This window comes from Aeromonas sp. A04, assembly GCF_047780465.1.
Classification (GTDB): domain Bacteria; phylum Pseudomonadota; class Gammaproteobacteria; order Enterobacterales; family Aeromonadaceae; genus Aeromonas; species Aeromonas bestiarum.
Genome location: NZ_JBLNHP010000003.1, coordinates 305769 through 322760, shown reverse-complemented (window position 1 = coordinate 322760; position 16992 = coordinate 305769). Strand labels below are relative to the sequence as shown.

Genomic DNA, 16992 nt, shown 5'->3' with positions numbered 1-16992 from the left:
TCCTGTTGCTTTTAACAATGTGAGTGCGATTATAGAGGGCCAAAAATTTTTTCGCAGCGAACCATTATGATTACCCAGCTTACCAAGTGTCTGCTTGCCACTCTTCTGTCTCTTGGTTTGGCCGCGTGTGGCCTGACGGGGCCGCTTTACATGCCGCCCCCCGAGCAGCCCCAGACCCAGAGTACACCGCAAGCACAGACGCCTGCGACCGCCGAAGCCGCCCCAGAGGCCGCGCCGCAATAATTCAGGAAGGAACCGCCCCTTGGATCACTTTAACTACGACGCCGACGGCCAGCTTCAGGCCGAACACACCTCGCTGCAATACCTTGCCGAGCAGTACGGCACTCCGCTGTACGTTTACTCCCGCGCTACCCTTGAACGCCACTGGCATGCCTTCGATCAGGCCGCAGGCGATATTCCCCATCTGATCTGCTATGCGGTCAAGGCCAACTCCAACCTGGCGCTGCTCAACCTGCTGGCCCGCCTGGGCTCGGGGTTTGACATAGTCTCCGGCGGCGAGCTGTCGCGGGTACTGGCGGCGGGCGGCGATCCGGCCAAGGTGGTCTTCTCCGGCGTGGCCAAGAGCGAAGCCGAGATGCGCCTCGCGCTGGATAAAGAGATCCTCTGTTTCAACCTGGAGTCGGAAGCCGAACTGGAGCGTCTGAACCGGGTGGCGGGCAGCATGGGCAAGAAGGCCAGGGTCTCGGTGCGGGTCAACCCCGACATCGATGCCGGGACTCATCCCTACATATCAACTGGCCTCAAGCAGAACAAATTCGGCATTCCCATCGAGCAGGCGCCCGCCATCTATCGCAAGGCGGCGGCCATGGCCAACATAGAGATCAAGGGGGTGGATTGCCACATCGGCTCCCAGCTCACCGAGTTGACGCCCTTCATGGAGGCGGCCGACAAGCTGCTGCGGCTGATCGACGAGCTGGCAGCGGAAGGCATCCAGATCCATCACCTGGACGTGGGCGGCGGGCTTGGGGTCAACTATGGCGCCGAGCAGCCACCGCACCCTACCGAATATGCCGAGGCGCTCAAGCAGAAGCTGGCGGGCCGGGATCTGACCCTGCTGTTCGAGCCGGGCCGCGCCATCGTCGCCAACGCCGGCGTGCTGCTGACCCGTGTCGAGTTCCTCAAGCCTGGCGAGACCCGCAACTTCGCGCTGATCGACGCCGGCATGAACGATCTGCTGCGCCCCTCCCTCTACGGCGCCTGGATGAACATCATAGAGGTGGACAGCCGCACGGCCCACGAGCCAGCGCTGTACGACGTGGTCGGCCCGGTGTGCGAGACGGGTGACTTCCTCGGCAAGGAGCGCACCCTGGCCATAGGCGAGGGTTCCCTGCTGGCGGTTCGCTCCGCCGGTGCCTATGGCTTTACCATGTCATCCAACTACAACACCCGTCCGCGCGCGGCCGAGGTGCTGGTGGATGGCACGCAATCCTTCCTCATCAGAGAGCGCGAGCAGTTGGCCGATCTCTGGCGCGGTGAGCATCTACTGCCCTGAAAACAGGAAGGCACCATGGCGATGGGATGGTCCAGACGCGTCTCTGTGTGCGTTGAACGCGCGAGCAGTTGACCGATCGCCGGTGTCGCGAGCATTTACTGCCTAAAGGGTACAGGAACGCACGATGTTGATAGATTTTTCCAAGATGCACGGGCTGGGCAATGACTTCATGGTGGTGGATGGCGTCACCCAGAAGGTGTTTTTCAGCAATGACGTCATCAAGAAGCTGGCGGATCGCCACTTCGGGATCGGCTTCGACCAGCTGCTGCTGGTGGAGCCGCCCTATGACCCTGAACTCGACTTTCACTACCGTATCTTCAATGCCGATGGCAGCGAGGTGGAGCAGTGCGGCAACGGTGCCCGCTGTTTCGCCCGTTTCGTGCGCCTCAAGGGGCTGATCAACCGGGATCGCATCGCGGTCAGCACGGCCCGCGGCCGCATTATCCTGCAGCTGGAAGGGGAGAATCAGGTCACGGTCAACATGGGCGTCCCCCAGTTTGAGCCGGGCAAGATCCCGTTTCGGGCCCAGAAGGCGGAAAAAACCTATCTGTTGCGGGCGCAAGAGCATACTGTGATGTGTGGTGTCGTCTCCATGGGCAACCCTCACTGCGTCATCGAAGTGCCATCGGTGGCCGAGGCGCCGGTCGAGACACTGGGCGCCATCATGGAGCGGCACGAGCGTTTCCCCGAGCGGGTCAACGTTGGCTTCATGGAGATGGTCAACGCCACCGAGATCAAGCTGCGGGTGTTCGAGCGCGGGGTGGGCGAGACGCTTGCCTGCGGCACCGGCGCCTGTGCGGCGGCTGTGATCGGCATCAGTCAGGGCAAGCTCAAGGAGCGGGTCACCGTCAGTCTGCCGGGCGGCAAGCTGACCATCGCCTGGAAGGGACCGGGTCAGCCTGTCTATATGACGGGCCCGGCCGAGCATGTGTTCGACGGCCAGATAGAGTTGTAGGCATGGGGCGGAGATGACTCCGCTCTGCCAAGCGCTAATGTCGGGGCCTTGTGCCCCTTTTTCGGATGGACCAACCAAGTTATGAGCGAACTCAAACGGCAGGAATCACTGGTGGATGAAGCCACAGTGCTGGAGTACCTGGCCCGTTATCCCGAGTTTTTCCAGCGCCACGCGGCCATGCTGGATCGGATCCGCATTCCCCACGAGCGCAAAGGCTCGGTCTCGCTGGTCGAACGCCAGATGGACCGGCAGCGCGAGCGCATCGAGCAGTTGGAGCAGGAGATCACCGAGCTGATGGGGATTGCCAGCGAGAACGAGCGGATCTTCCGGGTCTACGCCGATCTCTACGGCGAACTCTACGGCTGCCAGACCCTGTTCGAGGTGAGTGCCGTGATGGGCAAGGCCTTCGTGCAGCGACTGCGGCTGACCGGCCTGCGGCTCTGGCTCAGCCCGAAGAAATTCCAGTTGAGCGGCCCAGAGCTGCGCTTCATGGCGGAGGGCAAGCAGCTCGATCAGCTGCTGGGTCAACGGCTGCCGGGGCAGGATTACTACTTCGGTCGCCTCAACCAGAGCGAGAAGCAGGCGCTGTTTGGCCACGATGTGCTGGTCAACTCCGTTGCCCTGATGCGGCTCGGCGATCTCGGCGTGCTGGCCTTCGCCAGCTCGGATCCCAGCCACTTCAGCCCCCACAACGACACCCTGCTGCTGGGTCAGCTGGGCCGCTTGCTGCAACTGCGCCTGCCCGAGCTGGTTCGTGGCTAAGGCACAGTCTCCTGCCGCCGAGCCTCTGCCGGCCAGCCTGGCCGATGAGTTGGCGGCCTTCATCGAATACCTTAGGGTCGAGCGCCAGCTCAGCCCTCATACCCGCAGCAACTACCGCTCTCACCTGGAGATAATGACAGCCGAGCTGGTCAGGCTTGGCCTGAGCGACTGGACCCGGCTCGAGGCGAGCCAGGTGCGCAGCCTGGTGACCCGGATGCACAAGGCCGGACTGGTACCCAGCTCTCTCGCCACCAAGCTCTCAGCCCTGCGCAGTTTTTGCGACTGGCAGGTGCGCCAGGGGCGGCTCAGCGCCAACCCGGCCCGCGGCATAGCGACCCCCAAGCAGGGGCGACCCCTGCCCAAGAACCTGGATGTGGACGAGATGTACCAGCTGCTCAACATCACAGACGAGCAGGATCCGCTGGCGGTGCGGGATCGCGCCATCATGGAGCTGATGTACTCTTCCGGCCTGCGGCTCGCCGAGCTGGTGGGGCTCAATCTGACGGACATCAAGCTCGATGATCGTCAGCTCAAGGTGACCGGCAAGGGCGCGCGGGAGCGGGTGCTGCCCATGGGGCGGATGGCGGTGGAGTGGTTGCAGAAGTGGCTCAAGGTGCGCCCCCTGCTGGCGGGGGACGAGGCCGAGGCCCTGTTCGTCTCGCAGCGCAAACGGCGGCTGTCGGCCCGCTCGGTGCAGGAGCGGCTCGATGGCTGGGGCAACAAGCAGGCGCTCAATGCCCACATCCATCCCCACAAGCTGCGCCACAGCTTCGCCACCCACATGCTGGAGTCGTCCGGCGATCTGCGGGCGGTGCAGGAGCTGCTGGGGCACGCGGATCTTTCCACCACCCAGATCTATACCCACCTCGATTTCCAGCATCTGGCCAAGGTGTACGACAACGCCCATCCCAGGGCCAGGCGGGATCCTGCCACCCCGGAAGATGAATAACGGGGTCTGGTTACCCCGCCGTGAAGGAGCATGAATGCATTTTTATCGCCGCTGGCAGCCGGTGGCCGCCATCTCGTTCGACCTCGATGACACCCTCTACGACAACGGCCCCGCCATTGAACGGGCCGAGCAGTGGATGCTGGCCCATCTGCGCAGCGAATACCTGGCCACCGCCATGCTGGACAAGCCGCGCTGGCTGGAACTCAAGCGCGCCATCCTGCTTGCCCATCCCGAGTTGCGCCAGGATGTCAGCCTGGCGCGTCAGCGCACCATTCATGAGGCCATGGTGCAGGGCGGCATGGCGGCCACCACCGCCAGCCGGGAGGCCGAACAGGTATTCGCCGCCTTTCTCGCCGAGCGATCCAGGATAACGGTGAGCGCCGCGACCCACGACTTGCTGGCGCGATTGGCCGGGCACTACCCCTTGGTGGTCATCACCAACGGTAACCTGGATCTGGTACAGGCGGGGCTGGCGGATTATTTCACCCTGGTCTGCAAGGCGGGCGCGGGCGCCAGAATGAAACCGGCGCCGGACATGTTTGTGCAAGCGCAGAGGGTCCTCAAGCTGGCTCCAGGCCAGATCCTGCATGTGGGGGACCACCCGGAGACGGATGTGCTGGGCGCGCGCCTGCACGGTTTTCGGGCCGCCTGGCTCAACGATCGCCAGCAGCCCTGGCAGGGGCTGCAACTGTTGCCGGATGTGGAGCTCAATGCCCTCGGCGAGCTGGCCGACTTGCTGCTCTGACGGCGATTGCTGACCGCCCTTCACTGCGTTATTTGCGGCAGATCAGCCCGCGCAGATCGTAAGGGTCGCCCTGATTGACCCGGCAGTAACTGATGCCGAGGGGCAGCGGCTGCTGCAGGGTGAGGGCGGTATCCTGATAGTGGCAGACCAGATAGAGAGGACGCAGGCTGCTGCCGAGCAGGCTCCAGTAGTGGATCTCGTCGCTGTCGCCATTGTCCGGTTTGAGCTGAACCAGCTCACCCGGCTCACCATCAAACAGCGCCAGGTTTGCCAGCCGGTGGCTCAGGGTCTGACCCGGTTTTCCTTCCGGATCCCGGCTCAGACCCTGCCAGCCCTCTGGTGTGGTCAACAGTTGCTGGCGGGTCTCGATTCTGGGTGGGCAGTCAAATTGCAGGGTGGCACTCAGGGCCAGGGCGGTCAGCAGCATGGAGTCGGTCTCTTGTCGAAAGCTCGGGCCTCCATGCTACGTCATAGGCCGCCAAACAGCGCCTTCAGTTTATCCAGCAGATCCCGCGGCGGCGTGACTTGCCTCAGGGATTCCGCCTCCCTTACCAGCAGGGCCTGCTGCTCCTGCTGCCTGGCGCTCAGCACCCGGTAGAGCGGTTCGACCAGCGACTCGCGCTGCATGACCAGCTCCTGGAACATGGCCTGATTGATGCGATAGGTCTCGACGGTGCCGAGCGCCCGCACCGTGAACGGGCTGGGCTCGCCGGTGAGCAGGCTCAGTTCGCCGAAGAAGTCGCCGGCGCTGAGGGTGCCGAGCAGCAGTTCGCGCCCTTCCACCTCCACCAGCATCTCCGCATCCCCCTTCACCAGCACGAACAGCCAGCCCGAGATCTCGCCCTGGGTGAGCATGCGATCGCCGTTGACGAAGGGGGCGAACTTGACCTGATCCGCCAGTTGCAGCAGCTCCTCCTCCTGCAGCATGGCGAACAGCGGCAAGCGGCGCAGGGTGGCGGTGCGCTCGGCGGTATGCCGCTTGTGGCGCTGATCCTTGTGATCCTGATCCGTGGTCATGAAGACGTTGAAGATGGGGGGCGTGAGGCGGCGGTCGTTGCGGCGCAGGGCGGCATCGATCAGGGTGCGCACCGCAGAATCGGTGGGATCGTCTACTGCCAGATCGGTGAGCCAGTAGCGCACCGCGTAGCGGGCGACGCCGTTCTCCACGTTCATCAGCAGGCAGTCTGGCATCGGGCTGGCGGAGACGTGGCGGAGGCGGGTCTCCCGCAGGGAGTGTTCCACCAGCGCTATGATCTGGGTCGGCAACGTGTCCAGGGTGATGTCGAACCAGACCCAGCGCCGCCACTGCAGGGGGGCGTTCTGCCGCCGTCCCAGCACTGTGAAGCGCTGTTTGAGCAGGTGGCTGTTGGGGATCACCACGGTTTCCCAGTTGCGGGTCTCTATGGTGGTGGCGCGCCAGTTGATCTCCACCACCCGGCCCTGGGTAGTCTCGACCTGCAGCCAGTCGCCGATGGCGATGGAGTTGTCGAGCTGGATGGAGACTCCAGCCAGCAGATTGCCCAGGGTGTCCTGCATGGAGAAGGCGATGACGGCCGTGATGACGGCCGAGGTGGTGACTATCTCGCCGAGCGCCATGCCGGAGGCGTAGAGCCGGAACAGGCACCAGCCGATGTAGCCGACCGTGATGACGATGTCGGCTATGATGCGCGGGATGCGGATCTGGCACAGGGGCAGCAGAAACTGGAACAGCAGTATCCCCCAGACCTTCACCAGCACAAGGCCGGCCAGCAGACTGGAGATCTCCACCAGCCAGTGGTGGGGCAGGGGCAGGCGAAACCATCCGCCCTCGAACTGGATCAACAGTATGGTGACGGTGCTCAGCATGACGAAGCCGAGCTCGGCGACCAGCTCCCGCCGCCGGCCAGGGGAGCGCCAGAAATGGGTAGCGAGTAGAGACAGGGTCAGCAGGGTCCAGAACGGGTGCTCACCAATCCACAGCAGGGTAGGTAGCGCAATGAGGTGATCGCTAAACATAACAGCCCCTTATCATTGGTTATTTCCAGCATAGTTGCTTTCGAACCGCTAAATGGGTGCGGGGTGAGGGCAATTTATTTATGCTGGGCGCCAATGTGGCAGGGGAGTGGCGAGTGTGCGCAAGTTGAACAAGCTGGTCTGTATCGCAGGGGTCTGGTTGCTGGCGGGCTGCGATCAGCTGGCCGACAAGTATAGAGTCGAGTTTCGCGATGGCTCCTGGCGCGAGATCGCCATTACCCCCTTCTCCGACGAGGCCCGCTGGCGCGAGGGCTGCGCCACCGGCGAGGTGCTGAGCGACATGACGCTGCCGCTCAAGCGGGGCAAGACGGTCAACGGCCGCGAGCAGCTGCTGATCGGCGGTGAGTTGTTCGAGCTGGATGACGATGCCCTCTATCGCAGCAACGGCATGGTGTTCGGCCACACGCCGGATCACATCCAGCGCGGGCTCAAGGGGATGGAGATATGCCGCACCCTGCGCCCCGAGCGGGGTGGTTTGCCCAAGCTCAAGGCGCGAGGGTTTGGCGACTAGTCAGCCCTTGCTGGCGCGGGCCCGGCAGGCGTCGCCGAAGGCCTCGAAAATCTTGATGGAGTGGGGATTCCCGCTTGCCTTCCACTCCGGGTGCCACTGCACCGCCAGCAGGAAGGAGGCGAGGGCAGGGGCATGGAGTGCCTCGATCAGCCCATCCTCGGCGTGGGCCAGCGGCTCAAGCCCTTTGGCCAGCGTCTTGATCCCCTGCCCATGCAGCGAATTGACCGGGATCGACGGTTGTCCCATCAGCTCGGCAAACCAGCTGCCGGGCACCAGCTCGACCTGATGACTCTCGCCGTACTGCTCGTCGACCGGATCGTCCGAATCTTCCCTGTGATCGTCATAGCCCGGCTCGTTGTAGACCTTCTGATGAATGTCGCCGCCAAGGGCCACGTTGATCTCCTGCATGCCGCGGCAGATCCCGAGGATCGGCAGGCCGCGATCGAGGGCGGCGCGCACCAGCGGGATGTCGAACAGATCCCTGTCTCTGTCCTGCTGCTTCTCCGGGGTCAGGTTCTCCTGGCCGTAGAGGGCGGGATCTATGTTGGATCCGGCGCCGCTCAGATAGACGCCATCCGCCAAATCCAGATACTGCGCCAGATCCTCTGTGCCGCAGCAGGTCGGCACCAGCAGCGGCACGCAGTCGCTGATCTCCACCAGCGGCATTATGTATTTGTGGGTCATCACCTGATAGGGGTGACCATTGCGGGGCTGGGCGCCCATGGTCATGAGTACGACGGGTTTACGCGGGGTGTGGGGGTTGCGAGCTGTCATGATTCACCTTGCTATCCTTTGCGGTCCTGCGCCTTGGGAAGGCCCTTGCTGCCGCTGAAAGGGCAAGGGCATGCCTCAAGGCATGGTCATGGGATCAGGGTCGTGCCGCAGTACCAGAATCGTCGGTCAGCCTGGGCAATGACAGCCTGGATCCTGATCCCAGTCTGCCAAGGCCGTTCAATATGTCAAACGAAATGATGCTGAAATGTTAACTGTTTTAAGCGAAGAGCTGCCTTGAGTCCCTTTTAAAGGGGCCTGCGGGGGTGTTGGTGAGATGAGGGATATGGTCTGTGGTGGATATATTAAACATCTGGCCGGGGTAGCCGGATAGCAGAAGGGGCCCGCAGGCCCCTTTGTCGACTCAGGCGTTCAGCACGAATCGCTCGATGACCTGGGCGACCCCGTCTTCATCGTTGCGCGCCGTGGTGTGCTGGGCCAGCGCCTTGATCTCGTCGGTGGCATTGCCCATGGCCACTCCCAGCCCGGCGTACTCGATCATGTGGTGATCGTTGCCCGCATCCCCCACGGCGATCACCTGGGCGGCGTCCAGCCCCAGATGCTCGGCCAGAGCGGCGACGCCGGTCCCCTTGTTGCTCTGCTTGTGCATGAACTCGAGGAAGTAGGGGGCGCTGCGCACCACTGTGTAGCGCTCATAAAGCTCGGCGGGCAGGCGTTCGATGGCGCGGGAGAGCTGGGGCTGCTCGTCGATCATCATCACCTTCATGATCTGCTCGTCGGCGGGCAGGGTGGCGAAATCGATCAGATTGATGGGCATGCCGATGAGGCGGGATTCGTGCTCGGTATAGGTGCTGACCCTGGGGCTGATGAGGCCACGGGTGACAGAGAAGCCGTGTACGTTCACCTCCAGCTCGTTTGCCAGCCTGGCGATGGCGCTGGCGTCGCCGCCGGTCAGCAGCTGGCTGCGGATGATGCGCTGATCGGCCACCTGTTGCACCAGGGCGCCGTTGTAGCAGATGACGTAGTCATCCTGACCGGTGAGGCCGAGCTCGACCAGGTAGCGGCTCATCCCCTCCAGCGGGCGGCCCGAGGTCAGCACCACAGTCACGCCCCTGGCGCGGGCGGCCTGAATGGCGGCGTGGGTGCGGGGTGAAATCTGGCCCTGGGAGTTCAACAGGGTGCCATCCATATCCAATGCGATCAGCTTGTACATCTCTCACTACCTGAAGTCTGGCTGGCCCGCCCTATGGGGCCAATGGGAGGCCGAGTGTAGCGAAATTCGCCGCCAGGATCACGGGTTGGCGGCGAGAGGCGGCGCCAGCAGGGGGGGCTTGCCGGGAAGTCGCGAGCCGCAGGCCGTCACTTGTGGGGTTCGTAGGGGGTCAGCTGCAACTGATCTTCGTGGATGGCGAAGTGGATGGGGCCGTGCTCTATGTCGACCCTGTAGTGGTGGTGGGCCATCTCCACCTCGACCCCGGGGAAGACGCGCTGGGTGGCTATGATGTCCATCTCCGTCATCAGTTTTTGCAGCTCTTCCTGCGCCGCCTCCAGCTGTTCATCCAGCAGCTTGCTCTCGTCGATATGCTGGGTGCGGATCAATTTGATCTTCTGCACTGTCTGGGGATTGCGCTTGTCCGCTGGCAGCTGCAACAGCTTGAGCAGCAGATCCTGCAGCTTGTCCAGCTGATCCCGGCACTCCTGCTTGCGCTGGCGCAGGGCCTGCTCCTGCTCCTTGTGGGTGAAGTAGCCGCCGAGGATCTGCAACCGGGTCTGGTTGTAGGCCGAGGCCCCCAGTATGGGGGCCATGATGAGGCGATTGGCGATGCTGATGCCCCCCAGAAGGTGGCCCTTGCGCATGCCGCTGTCGCCCACCTTGATGTCTTGCCCGCTGCGGCTGTAACAGTGGCTGAGCTGGCTCTGGATCTGGATGTCGCCGCCGGCCTCCAGCTTGGCGTACTGGGCATAGCTGGCATGGATCTCGCCCTGGGCATTGAGATGGCAGAGGTATTCGTCACTCTGCTCGCTCTTGCGGCCTATGATGCCGCTGCGCACCGTGATGGTGCCGCTCGATTCGATATAGCCCCCCTCGACGAAGCCGCCGATCACCACGTCGCCACTGGTCTTTATCTTCATGCCGGGGGTGACATCCCCCGCCACTATCAGGGCCCCCTCGAAGATGACGTGGCCGTGGCGGATGTCGACCTGCTTGACGCTCAGCACGTCGTCTACCTTCATGCCGTTCTTCTCCTGGCGAGGCAGACCGGGGCGGCCGGCCAGCAGCAGATCCACATCGTCCGGCGAGGCGAAGGTGCCCTCGCCGGCCACCATGGGGCTGTCCTTGCCGTGTTTGGCGGGCAGCTCCTGGCCGGTGACGGTAAAGCCGGGCACGCCCTGGGTGGCGGGGTGGCGGCGCATCAGCTGGGCGCCCGCCTTGACGGTGAGCAGGGTGCCGAGGTCGCGCATGTCGACCCGGCCATGATCCAGCTCCTGGGGCTTGAGGATCCGCTCGGCCGGGGTTTCCACCAGCCGCTCGAAGCGGGTGTCCTGGCCGTTGACGGCGGCCTTGCCCAGCGCCACCGGCAGCTTGATCAGGGCCCCCGGCGTCGCCTCCTTGGCGGCCAGAATGGCGGCGGCTATGAGGGGCGCCTGTACTCCCTGGCTGATCTCGCTGGCTTGCACCGCCTGCTCCAGCTGTTCAGTGGTGAGATACTTGCCACCCCAGTCGGCGGTGATCTGGGCAACGGCGCTCATCCGGTCTTTCTCCACCACCAGGGTGACGCGGGCATCGTGGCGCTGGGCGACGGGGACCGGATTGCCGGGCAGGGGGGCGGCCGGGTTGCTCAACAGGGTGTTGAGCAAGCTGATGGCCTGCTTGATCCCCTCCGTCAGCGGCTGGTAGCGGCGACAGTTGGAAGCCAGCAGCAGCGTCTGGATATCGCTCTCCGAGACGGGTTTGGTCAGCCCGGGCACTATGCGCAGGCAGGCGTACTCCATATCGGTTGATAACAGTAACCACTCTTTGCTTAACACCCGGTTCCCTTCCCTCGTCTGCATCCATATCGAGATCGCTTCTTACTTCCATTTAATCGGCTTTTTGTTAAAAACGCGAGTCATCAAGATGGTTCCGGTCTGCAGTATTCGGGCATTTCTCCTTTTTGGTCAACGAACTAAGCACAAATGGGTGAGCTGGGACGAGGAAATCAAGGATGACAGCGGGTATGCTGACGGCACGAGAAGCCCGCAGGTCTGCGAGAGACGTGCCGGCCCTGAACCCGGTGGTGGTTTGCATCGGTAAGTCTGGCCCGCCGCGAGAGGAGTATCGATGTTGCGTCATTGTCTGCTGCCCCTGGCCCTGACGGGCCTGCTCACCGCCTGCCAGCCGCAGGTGTCCACCATTGCACTCGGTACCCTGGAGCGGGATCGGGTGCTGCTGACCGCCACCGCCAGCGAGATCATTCGCGCCCTGCCGGTGGCCCAGGGGAGTCTGGTGGCTGAGGGGACCCTGCTGGCCCGGCTCGACGATCGCCGCCAGCAGGCGGTGCTGGCCCGTGCCCGTGCCCAAGAGGCGCAAGCGCGCGCGGCCCTCGCCCGCATGACCAATGGCGAACGGCCGGAAGACATAGCCGCCGCCCGGGCCAGCCTCGACAAGGCGCAGGCCAATGTCAGGGAGAGCGAACGCAACTTCGAGCGCATCGATCGACTGGTGCGTCAGAAGCTGGTGAGCCCGGCCGATCTCGACAAGGCCCGCGCCCTGCGTGACGGCGCCCTGGCCGAACAGGACGGGGCCCGCCAGCAGCTCGACAAGCTGACCCGGGGCGTGCGCAGCGAAGACATAGACGAAGCGGATGCGGCCCTGCAGGCCGCCAGGGCCGAAGTGGCGCTGGCCGAGCGGGAGCTGGCGGATCTCTCCATCGTCGCCACTCGCAGCGGCCGGCTCGACAGCCTGCCCTATCACCTAGGTGAAAGGGTATCGGTCGGTGCCGTGCTGGCGGCCATTCAGGCGGATCAGGCCCCCTACGCCCGGGTCTATGTGCCCGAGCCTTCCCTCGCCAGCTACCGCCTCGGCGAGCCGGTACGGGTGCGGGTGGACGGGGTGGCAGAGCCGCTAATGGGCCGGCTGCGCTGGATCTCGAAAGAGCCCGCCTTTACCCCCTACTATGCCCTCAATGAACAGGACAGAGCCCGGCTGGTCTATCTGGCCGAGATAGATCTGCCGAACGGGGCGCAGGATCTGCCGAGCGGCCTGCCGTTGCAGGCGGAGCCCGGTGATGAGAGGGCGAGCCATGAGTGAACTGGCGATCCGGGCGCAGGGAGTGAGCCGCCGCTTCGGTGATTTCCTGGCGGTGGACGGGCTGGATCTCTGCGTGCCCAGGGGGCAGATCCACGGCTTTCTCGGCCCCAACGGCTGCGGCAAATCCACCACACTGCGCATGCTGACCGGCCTGCTCACCCCCTCGGCCGGAGAGGTGGAGGTGCTGGGACTCAGCATTCCCAAGCAGGCCGAGGCACTCAAACGCCGGATCGGCTACATGACCCAGAAGTTCTCCCTCTACGACGAGCTGACGAGCTGGGAAAACCTGGAGTTCATGGGCCGCATCCACGGCATGGGGGGGGCCGCGCTCGGCGCCCGGCTGCACGAACTGCTGGCCACCTATGAGCTGACCGCGCTGGCCCGGCAGCGGGCCGGTGCCATGAGCGGCGGCCAGAAGCAGCGGTTGGCGCTGGCGGCGGCCGTGATCCACGGCCCGGATCTGCTGCTGCTCGACGAGCCTACCTCGGCGGTGGATCCGCAAAACCGGCGCGATTTCTGGGAGAAGCTGTTCGATCTCAGCGAAGGGGGCACCACCATATTGGTCACCACCCACTACATGGATGAGGCGGAGCGCTGTCATGCGTTGGCCATCATGGAGGCGGGGCGGGTGCGGGCCCAGGGCTCGCCCCAGGCGTTGATGGATGCCATGAGTACCCGGGTTGTGGAGGTGCAGGCCAGCGACCTGCGGCTGCTCAAGCAGCAGCTGGTGCAGCTGGCGCCGGTGCGATCCGCCGCCCAGCTCGGTCAGCGCTTGCGGGTGCTGGTGGACAAGGAGCTGGCCGAGCCTGTGACCTGGTTGCAGCAGGCCTGCCCGGCGCTGGCCGGTGCCGCCATGGCGCTGGTCAGGCCCAGCCTGGAGGATGTGTTCGTCAGCTGCACCGGGCAGGAGCCAAGGGCATGAACAGTCTGCGACGGCTCTGGGCCATCACCCAGAAAGAACTCAGGCAGCTGGCGCGGGACAGGCTGACCTTTGGCATGGTAGTCATGATCCCCCTGATCCAGCTGCTGCTGTTTGGCTACGCCATCAACACGGATGTGCGCCACATACCTGTGGGGCTGGTGGAGATGAGCCAGAGCGTGCCGGGACGGCTGCTGGTGGAGGCGGTGAAGGCGAGCCAGGTGGTGCGCATCGAGCAGCAATACGTTGGGGTGCAGCAGGCCGAAGCGGCGTTGACCCGGGGCGAGGTGCGCGCCGTGCTGGTACTGCCCCCCGACTTGAGCCGCCGGCTCAGCGCCGGTGAGACGGCGGGCCAGTGGCTGGTGGACGGTTCGGACACCATGATAGCCGGGGCCCTGCTGGGGCTGCGCAACATGCCGCTCTCCGATCTGAAACCTGGGCTTGAATCCGCGCCGCCCACCTTCGAGACTGTGCTCTACTTCAACCCGGCCCGCCGCTCGGCGGTCAACATAGTGCCCGGCCTGCTCGGTGTGATCCTCACCATGACCATGATCATGTTCACCTCGGCGGCCATAGTGCGCGAGCGCGAGCGCGGCAATCTGGAGCTGCTCATCACCACTCCGGTCAGCTCGATGGAGCTGATGCTGGGCAAGATTCTGCCCTATATCGGGGTGGGGCTGGTCCAGGTGGCCATCATACTCGGCCTCGGCCACCTCATCTTCGATGTGCCCGTCAACGGCGCCCTGAGCCAGGTGCTGCTGGCGACCCTGCTGTTCATCGCCGCCAGCCTGACCCTGGGGCTGCTCATCTCCACCCTGGCACAGACCCAGCTGCAGGCGATGCAGATGACGGTGTTCATCCTGCTGCCCTCCATCCTGTTGTCGGGTTTCATGTTCCCCTACGAGGGGATGCCGGTGCCGGCCCAGTGGATTGCCGAGGTGTTGCCGGCCACCCACTTCATGCGGCTGATCCGGGGCATAGTGCTGCGGGGCGGTGAGTTGTCTGAGCTGCTGCCGGACGTGCTCTGGCTGGCCGGTTTCACCCTGCTGGTGCTGACCCTGGCCGCCCACAGGTTCAAGAAGAGTCTGGATTGAGGCGTTTGATGCCTAGCTGCCGCGCTGCGCCGTTCTGGCCAGGGTGAGGTAGTCGCCGAGCACAGGCAAGCCTTGCAGCTGGCGGCGCAGCATGTCGAGGGCGGCGAAGGCGAGGATCTTGCGTCGGCTCTCGGGATCCGGGTGGCTGGCCTTCAGCGTCTGGCCGATCTGTTGCCCGTCGGCGCAGAGCAGCAGCGGCACGCCGTCCGGCCCCTCCCATCCCATGGTCAGGCTCAGCCCCTCACTCCTTGCCTCCAACTGCGCCAGCTCGCTGGCGACATCGCCGCGAAAGCCGGCCTCAAGCCAGGGATGGTCGTGGCAGAGGGCGAGCAGGGCACCCCGGCTCTCCCCCTCCAGCAGGGTCAGCGGCCTCTCCCCCAGCAGGGCCAGGATCTGCCGCGCCGGCTCCTCATCCCCCCGTCCCACCAGCCAGGGCTGGATCGCCGCGAGCAGTCGCGCCTCGGCGGCATCCATGTCGGCCGCGCTGGCGCCGTGGCCTATGAGTTTCAGCTCGATCAGCGGCATGGAGGAGCGGTAGCCCAGCTCTATGCCGGTCGGCCAGGGGGCCGCATCCAGCATGTCGGAGAGGGCAGATTCCGAGATGCCGAAGCTGTAGAAGCGGCGCAGCTCGGTATCGGTCTGCGCGCCCGCCAGCTGTTTGAGGCGCGGCAAGATCTGCTCGTGCATCATCTGCTTGAATTCGAACGGCACGCCCGGGGTGAAGAAGAGCTGGCTCTGACCCTGATGGCCTGTGTGGGTGACCACAAAGCCACAGGCGGTGCCGACCGGGTTGTCGAGGATCTCGCAATCTTGCGGCAGCCAGGCCTGCTTGGCGTTGCTGGCGGGCATGACGCGGCCCCGGCTGGCGTAGCGGGCCGCTATGGTGGCGAGCCAGTCCGGGAACAGAACCAGGGGCTGGCCGAACGCCTCGGCCGCCGCCTGGGCGGTGAGATCATCGGCGGTGGGGCCCAGGCCGCCGCACACCAGCACCACCTCGGCGCGGCTGGCGCTCTCCTGCAGCACGGTTTTCAGATCGGCGAGGTTGTCCCCCACTGTGACGCGGCGGCGCACCTGCCAGCCCTGTTCCAACAGCAGGGCGCTGAGCCAGGCGGCATTGGTATCCACCACCAGACCCGTCACTATCTCGTCTCCGGTGCTGATGATCTCGATACGCATGGGGGCTCCTTGGGCTGGGGACCTGAACTGGGACGGCCATGAACCATGGCCGGGACAATCAGGGTTTGGCGTGTTCGAAGTAGTAGCTGATCCGGGTACGCGGATTGAGGTACTCGAACACCGCCGGGGGCAGTCGTTTGGGGTGGATCACCTTGGCGATGGAGAGCTCGGCCTGTTGCAGATCTATGATGGCCGCCTCCTGGCGCGGGATGCGGGGATCGTACACCAGCACAGAGGGATAGAGCAGGCGGGAGGCATTCACCGACATCACCAGCCCTACCTGACCGTTGGAGAGCTGCACCACGCTGCCGGGCGGGTATATGCCCATCAGCCGGATCAGCATGCTGAGGTATTCCGGGTTGAACTGGGCCTTGCGCTGCTTGTAGAGGCCGCTCAGGGCCGAGTAGGGCACCTTGGCCTGCAGGTGGCAGAGGTTGTCGTACTCGTTGATCAGCGACACCATCTGGGTGAGGGGGTCGAGCTGCCCCTTCTTGAGCCCCTCGGGCCCGCTGCCATCCAGGTATTCGTGGTGATGCAGCACGATTCCCTTGGCCCCGGCCGGAAAATCCTTGGCCAGATTGAGCAGATCCAGGCCGTAGCGCGGGTGCTGGGCCATCAGGTTCTGCTCAGGCTTGGTCAGCGGCTCCGTCTTGCGCAGTATCTGGCTCGGGATCTTCAGCTTGCCGATGTCGTGGAACAGGGCGCCCATGCCGACCTGGCGGATCTCGTCGGCCGACATCTTGCACTCCTTGGCCAGCAGCATGCTGAGCACGCTGACGTTGAGGGAGTGGAAGTAGAGGTTGTTGCCATCCTCGCTGTCGGAGACCAGGTGCAGCACCATCTCGTCCACCGAGAGCAGCTGCTCCGTCATGGCGTTGATCAGCTCCTGCGCCTCGCCGATGGCGTTGAGGGGGCGGGACTGGATCTTGCTCATCACGCTGCGCACCTGCGCCAGCGACTGCTGGAACTGCTTCTCGCACTGCTGCAAGTCGCGGCGATACTGCTGCAACTGTTCGATACGGCGCTCTTTTTCCAGCTGCATCTCGGCCTGGCGCTGGGAGGTGTCCGGCGCCTCGGCCGGTTGCGGCTGGATCTGGCTCAGCGGCTTGGGCGGCGCATCGCTCTTGTCGGGGATGATGGTAACGAGCTTGAGGCCGAGCCGGCGGATCAGCTCTATCTCCTCTTCAGTCTTGAGCTTGAAGCTGGAAAACAGGAAGGGGTGTTCGCGCCAACCCAGTGGCAGAGAGACGAAATTGCCGACTTGCAGTCGGTCTACGGAAATCTTGATACCTGTCATTGTCTTGGCTGCGAGAGACACATGAGCCGTATGCT

The 16992-nt window shown here is 64.3% G+C and carries 17 protein-coding genes; 10 read left to right on the top strand and 7 right to left on the bottom strand.

The genetic code is table 11. The features are described from left to right. The first annotated feature begins 66 nt into the window (after nucleotides 1-66). The 6 genes from lptM to ACM3N8_RS12745 all read left to right on the top strand — a co-directional run bounded on the left by lptM (nucleotide 67) and on the right by ACM3N8_RS12745 (nucleotide 4924). Entirely contained in the window at nucleotides 67-243 is a 177-nt protein-coding gene (lptM, locus tag ACM3N8_RS12770; protein ID WP_017408874.1) for an LPS translocon maturation chaperone LptM, read from the top strand. Between the two features lie 19 nt (nucleotides 244-262). Continuing rightward, nucleotides 263-1513 (top strand): diaminopimelate decarboxylase, encoded by a 1251-nt coding sequence (gene lysA, locus ACM3N8_RS12765; protein WP_103471726.1) that lies wholly within the window; start codon nucleotides 263-265, stop codon nucleotides 1511-1513. 124 nt (nucleotides 1514-1637) lie between these two features. Beyond that, nucleotides 1638-2468, top strand: a complete 831-nt coding sequence (dapF, locus tag ACM3N8_RS12760) for a diaminopimelate epimerase (protein WP_042868747.1) — start codon at nucleotides 1638-1640, stop codon at nucleotides 2466-2468. Between the two features lie 81 nt (nucleotides 2469-2549). Next, on the top strand, nucleotides 2550-3230 hold the full coding sequence (locus ACM3N8_RS12755; protein ID WP_065401948.1) for a DUF484 family protein: 681 nt from the start codon (nucleotides 2550-2552) through the stop codon (nucleotides 3228-3230). Then, on the top strand, nucleotides 3223-4179 hold the full coding sequence (gene xerC / locus ACM3N8_RS12750; RefSeq protein WP_098980920.1) for a tyrosine recombinase XerC: 957 nt from the start codon (nucleotides 3223-3225) through the stop codon (nucleotides 4177-4179). The genes ACM3N8_RS12755 and xerC overlap by 8 nt, the downstream gene beginning before the upstream one ends. Nucleotides 4180-4213: 34 nt before the next feature. Then, a complete protein-coding gene (locus tag ACM3N8_RS12745) occupies nucleotides 4214-4924 on the top strand; it encodes an HAD-IA family hydrolase (protein WP_416016200.1) in 711 nt (236 codons plus the stop codon). A 28-nt stretch (nucleotides 4925-4952) separates the two neighbouring features. Here the strand turns inward: ACM3N8_RS12745 and ACM3N8_RS12740 are convergent, their stop codons facing one another. Together ACM3N8_RS12740 and ACM3N8_RS12735 are read right to left on the bottom strand one after the other, a co-directional pair. After that, nucleotides 4953-5351, bottom strand: a complete 399-nt coding sequence (locus ACM3N8_RS12740) for an STY0301 family protein (RefSeq protein WP_416016199.1) — start codon at nucleotides 5349-5351, stop codon at nucleotides 4953-4955. A 41-nt stretch (nucleotides 5352-5392) separates the two neighbouring features. Further along, a complete protein-coding gene (locus ACM3N8_RS12735) occupies nucleotides 5393-6919 on the bottom strand; it encodes a mechanosensitive ion channel family protein (protein WP_274453306.1) in 1527 nt (508 codons plus the stop codon). Between the two features lie 115 nt (nucleotides 6920-7034). Between ACM3N8_RS12735 and ACM3N8_RS12730 the strand changes: the two genes are divergently transcribed. After that, a complete protein-coding gene (locus ACM3N8_RS12730; protein ID WP_241326029.1) occupies nucleotides 7035-7448 on the top strand; it encodes a hypothetical protein in 414 nt (137 codons plus the stop codon). Here the strand turns inward: ACM3N8_RS12730 and ACM3N8_RS12725 are convergent, their stop codons facing one another. The 3 genes from ACM3N8_RS12725 to ACM3N8_RS12715 all read right to left on the bottom strand — a co-directional run bounded on the left by ACM3N8_RS12725 (nucleotide 7449) and on the right by ACM3N8_RS12715 (nucleotide 11210). Further along, the gene (locus tag ACM3N8_RS12725; RefSeq protein WP_103471722.1) at nucleotides 7449-8222 is read right to left on the bottom strand and encodes a gamma-glutamyl-gamma-aminobutyrate hydrolase family protein; all 774 of its coding nucleotides are present in this window, start codon (nucleotides 8220-8222) and stop codon (nucleotides 7449-7451) included. 361 nt (nucleotides 8223-8583) lie between these two features. After that, entirely contained in the window at nucleotides 8584-9393 is an 810-nt protein-coding gene (gene yidA, locus ACM3N8_RS12720) for a sugar-phosphatase (protein WP_290018846.1), read from the bottom strand. A gap of 146 nt (nucleotides 9394-9539) precedes the next feature. After that, complete coding sequence (locus tag ACM3N8_RS12715) at nucleotides 9540-11210, bottom strand: DUF342 domain-containing protein (protein ID WP_353851971.1); 1671 nt, start codon at nucleotides 11208-11210, stop codon at nucleotides 9540-9542. A 292-nt stretch (nucleotides 11211-11502) separates the two neighbouring features. On the opposite strand from ACM3N8_RS12715, the gene ACM3N8_RS12710 reads away from it, so the two are divergent. Genes ACM3N8_RS12710 through ACM3N8_RS12700 form a run of 3 tightly spaced genes read left to right on the top strand, consistent with a single transcriptional unit; the run spans nucleotide 11503 to nucleotide 14484 of the window. Further along, nucleotides 11503-12471: an HlyD family secretion protein gene (locus ACM3N8_RS12710; RefSeq protein WP_290018844.1), complete on the top strand. Its 969-nt coding sequence runs from the start codon at nucleotides 11503-11505 to the stop codon at nucleotides 12469-12471. Further along, on the top strand, nucleotides 12464-13393 hold the full coding sequence (locus ACM3N8_RS12705; protein ID WP_290018843.1) for an ABC transporter ATP-binding protein: 930 nt from the start codon (nucleotides 12464-12466) through the stop codon (nucleotides 13391-13393). The genes ACM3N8_RS12710 and ACM3N8_RS12705 overlap by 8 nt, the downstream gene beginning before the upstream one ends. Next, the gene (locus tag ACM3N8_RS12700; RefSeq protein WP_290018841.1) at nucleotides 13390-14484 is read left to right on the top strand and encodes an ABC transporter permease; all 1095 of its coding nucleotides are present in this window, start codon (nucleotides 13390-13392) and stop codon (nucleotides 14482-14484) included. The genes ACM3N8_RS12705 and ACM3N8_RS12700 overlap by 4 nt, the downstream gene beginning before the upstream one ends. 12 nt (nucleotides 14485-14496) lie before the next feature. Here the strand turns inward: ACM3N8_RS12700 and ACM3N8_RS12695 are convergent, their stop codons facing one another. Together ACM3N8_RS12695 and ACM3N8_RS12690 are read right to left on the bottom strand one after the other, a co-directional pair. Further along, nucleotides 14497-15660: a competence/damage-inducible protein A gene (locus tag ACM3N8_RS12695; RefSeq protein WP_290018839.1), complete on the bottom strand. Its 1164-nt coding sequence runs from the start codon at nucleotides 15658-15660 to the stop codon at nucleotides 14497-14499. A gap of 58 nt (nucleotides 15661-15718) precedes the next feature. Continuing rightward, nucleotides 15719-16957: an HD-GYP domain-containing protein gene (locus ACM3N8_RS12690; RefSeq protein ID WP_103471716.1), complete on the bottom strand. Its 1239-nt coding sequence runs from the start codon at nucleotides 16955-16957 to the stop codon at nucleotides 15719-15721. Between the last annotated feature and the right edge of the window lie 35 nt (nucleotides 16958-16992).

Excerpts from the sequence above, each read along its gene's own strand:
- dapF (WP_042868747.1), top strand. The coding sequence starts at position 1,638 with ATGTTGATAGATTTTTCCAAGATGCACGGGCTGGGCAATGACTTCATG.
- ACM3N8_RS12745 (WP_416016200.1), top strand. The coding sequence starts at position 4,214 with ATGCATTTTTATCGCCGCTGGCAGCCGGTGGCCGCCATCTCGTTCGAC.
- ACM3N8_RS12690 (WP_103471716.1), bottom strand. The coding sequence starts at position 16,957 with ATGACAGGTATCAAGATTTCCGTAGACCGACTGCAAGTCGGCAATTTC.
- lptM (WP_017408874.1), top strand. The coding sequence starts at position 67 with ATGATTACCCAGCTTACCAAGTGTCTGCTTGCCACTCTTCTGTCTCTT.
- ACM3N8_RS12710 (WP_290018844.1), top strand. The coding sequence starts at position 11,503 with ATGTTGCGTCATTGTCTGCTGCCCCTGGCCCTGACGGGCCTGCTCACC.
- ACM3N8_RS12700 (WP_290018841.1), top strand. The coding sequence starts at position 13,390 with ATGAACAGTCTGCGACGGCTCTGGGCCATCACCCAGAAAGAACTCAGG.
- ACM3N8_RS12755 (WP_065401948.1), top strand. The coding sequence starts at position 2,550 with ATGAGCGAACTCAAACGGCAGGAATCACTGGTGGATGAAGCCACAGTG.
- ACM3N8_RS12705 (WP_290018843.1), top strand. The coding sequence starts at position 12,464 with ATGAGTGAACTGGCGATCCGGGCGCAGGGAGTGAGCCGCCGCTTCGGT.
- ACM3N8_RS12695 (WP_290018839.1), bottom strand. The coding sequence starts at position 15,660 with ATGCGTATCGAGATCATCAGCACCGGAGACGAGATAGTGACGGGTCTG.
- ACM3N8_RS12740 (WP_416016199.1), bottom strand. The coding sequence starts at position 5,351 with ATGCTGCTGACCGCCCTGGCCCTGAGTGCCACCCTGCAATTTGACTGC.
- ACM3N8_RS12735 (WP_274453306.1), bottom strand. The coding sequence starts at position 6,919 with ATGTTTAGCGATCACCTCATTGCGCTACCTACCCTGCTGTGGATTGGT.
- yidA (WP_290018846.1), bottom strand. The coding sequence starts at position 9,393 with ATGTACAAGCTGATCGCATTGGATATGGATGGCACCCTGTTGAACTCC.
- ACM3N8_RS12725 (WP_103471722.1), bottom strand. The coding sequence starts at position 8,222 with ATGACAGCTCGCAACCCCCACACCCCGCGTAAACCCGTCGTACTCATG.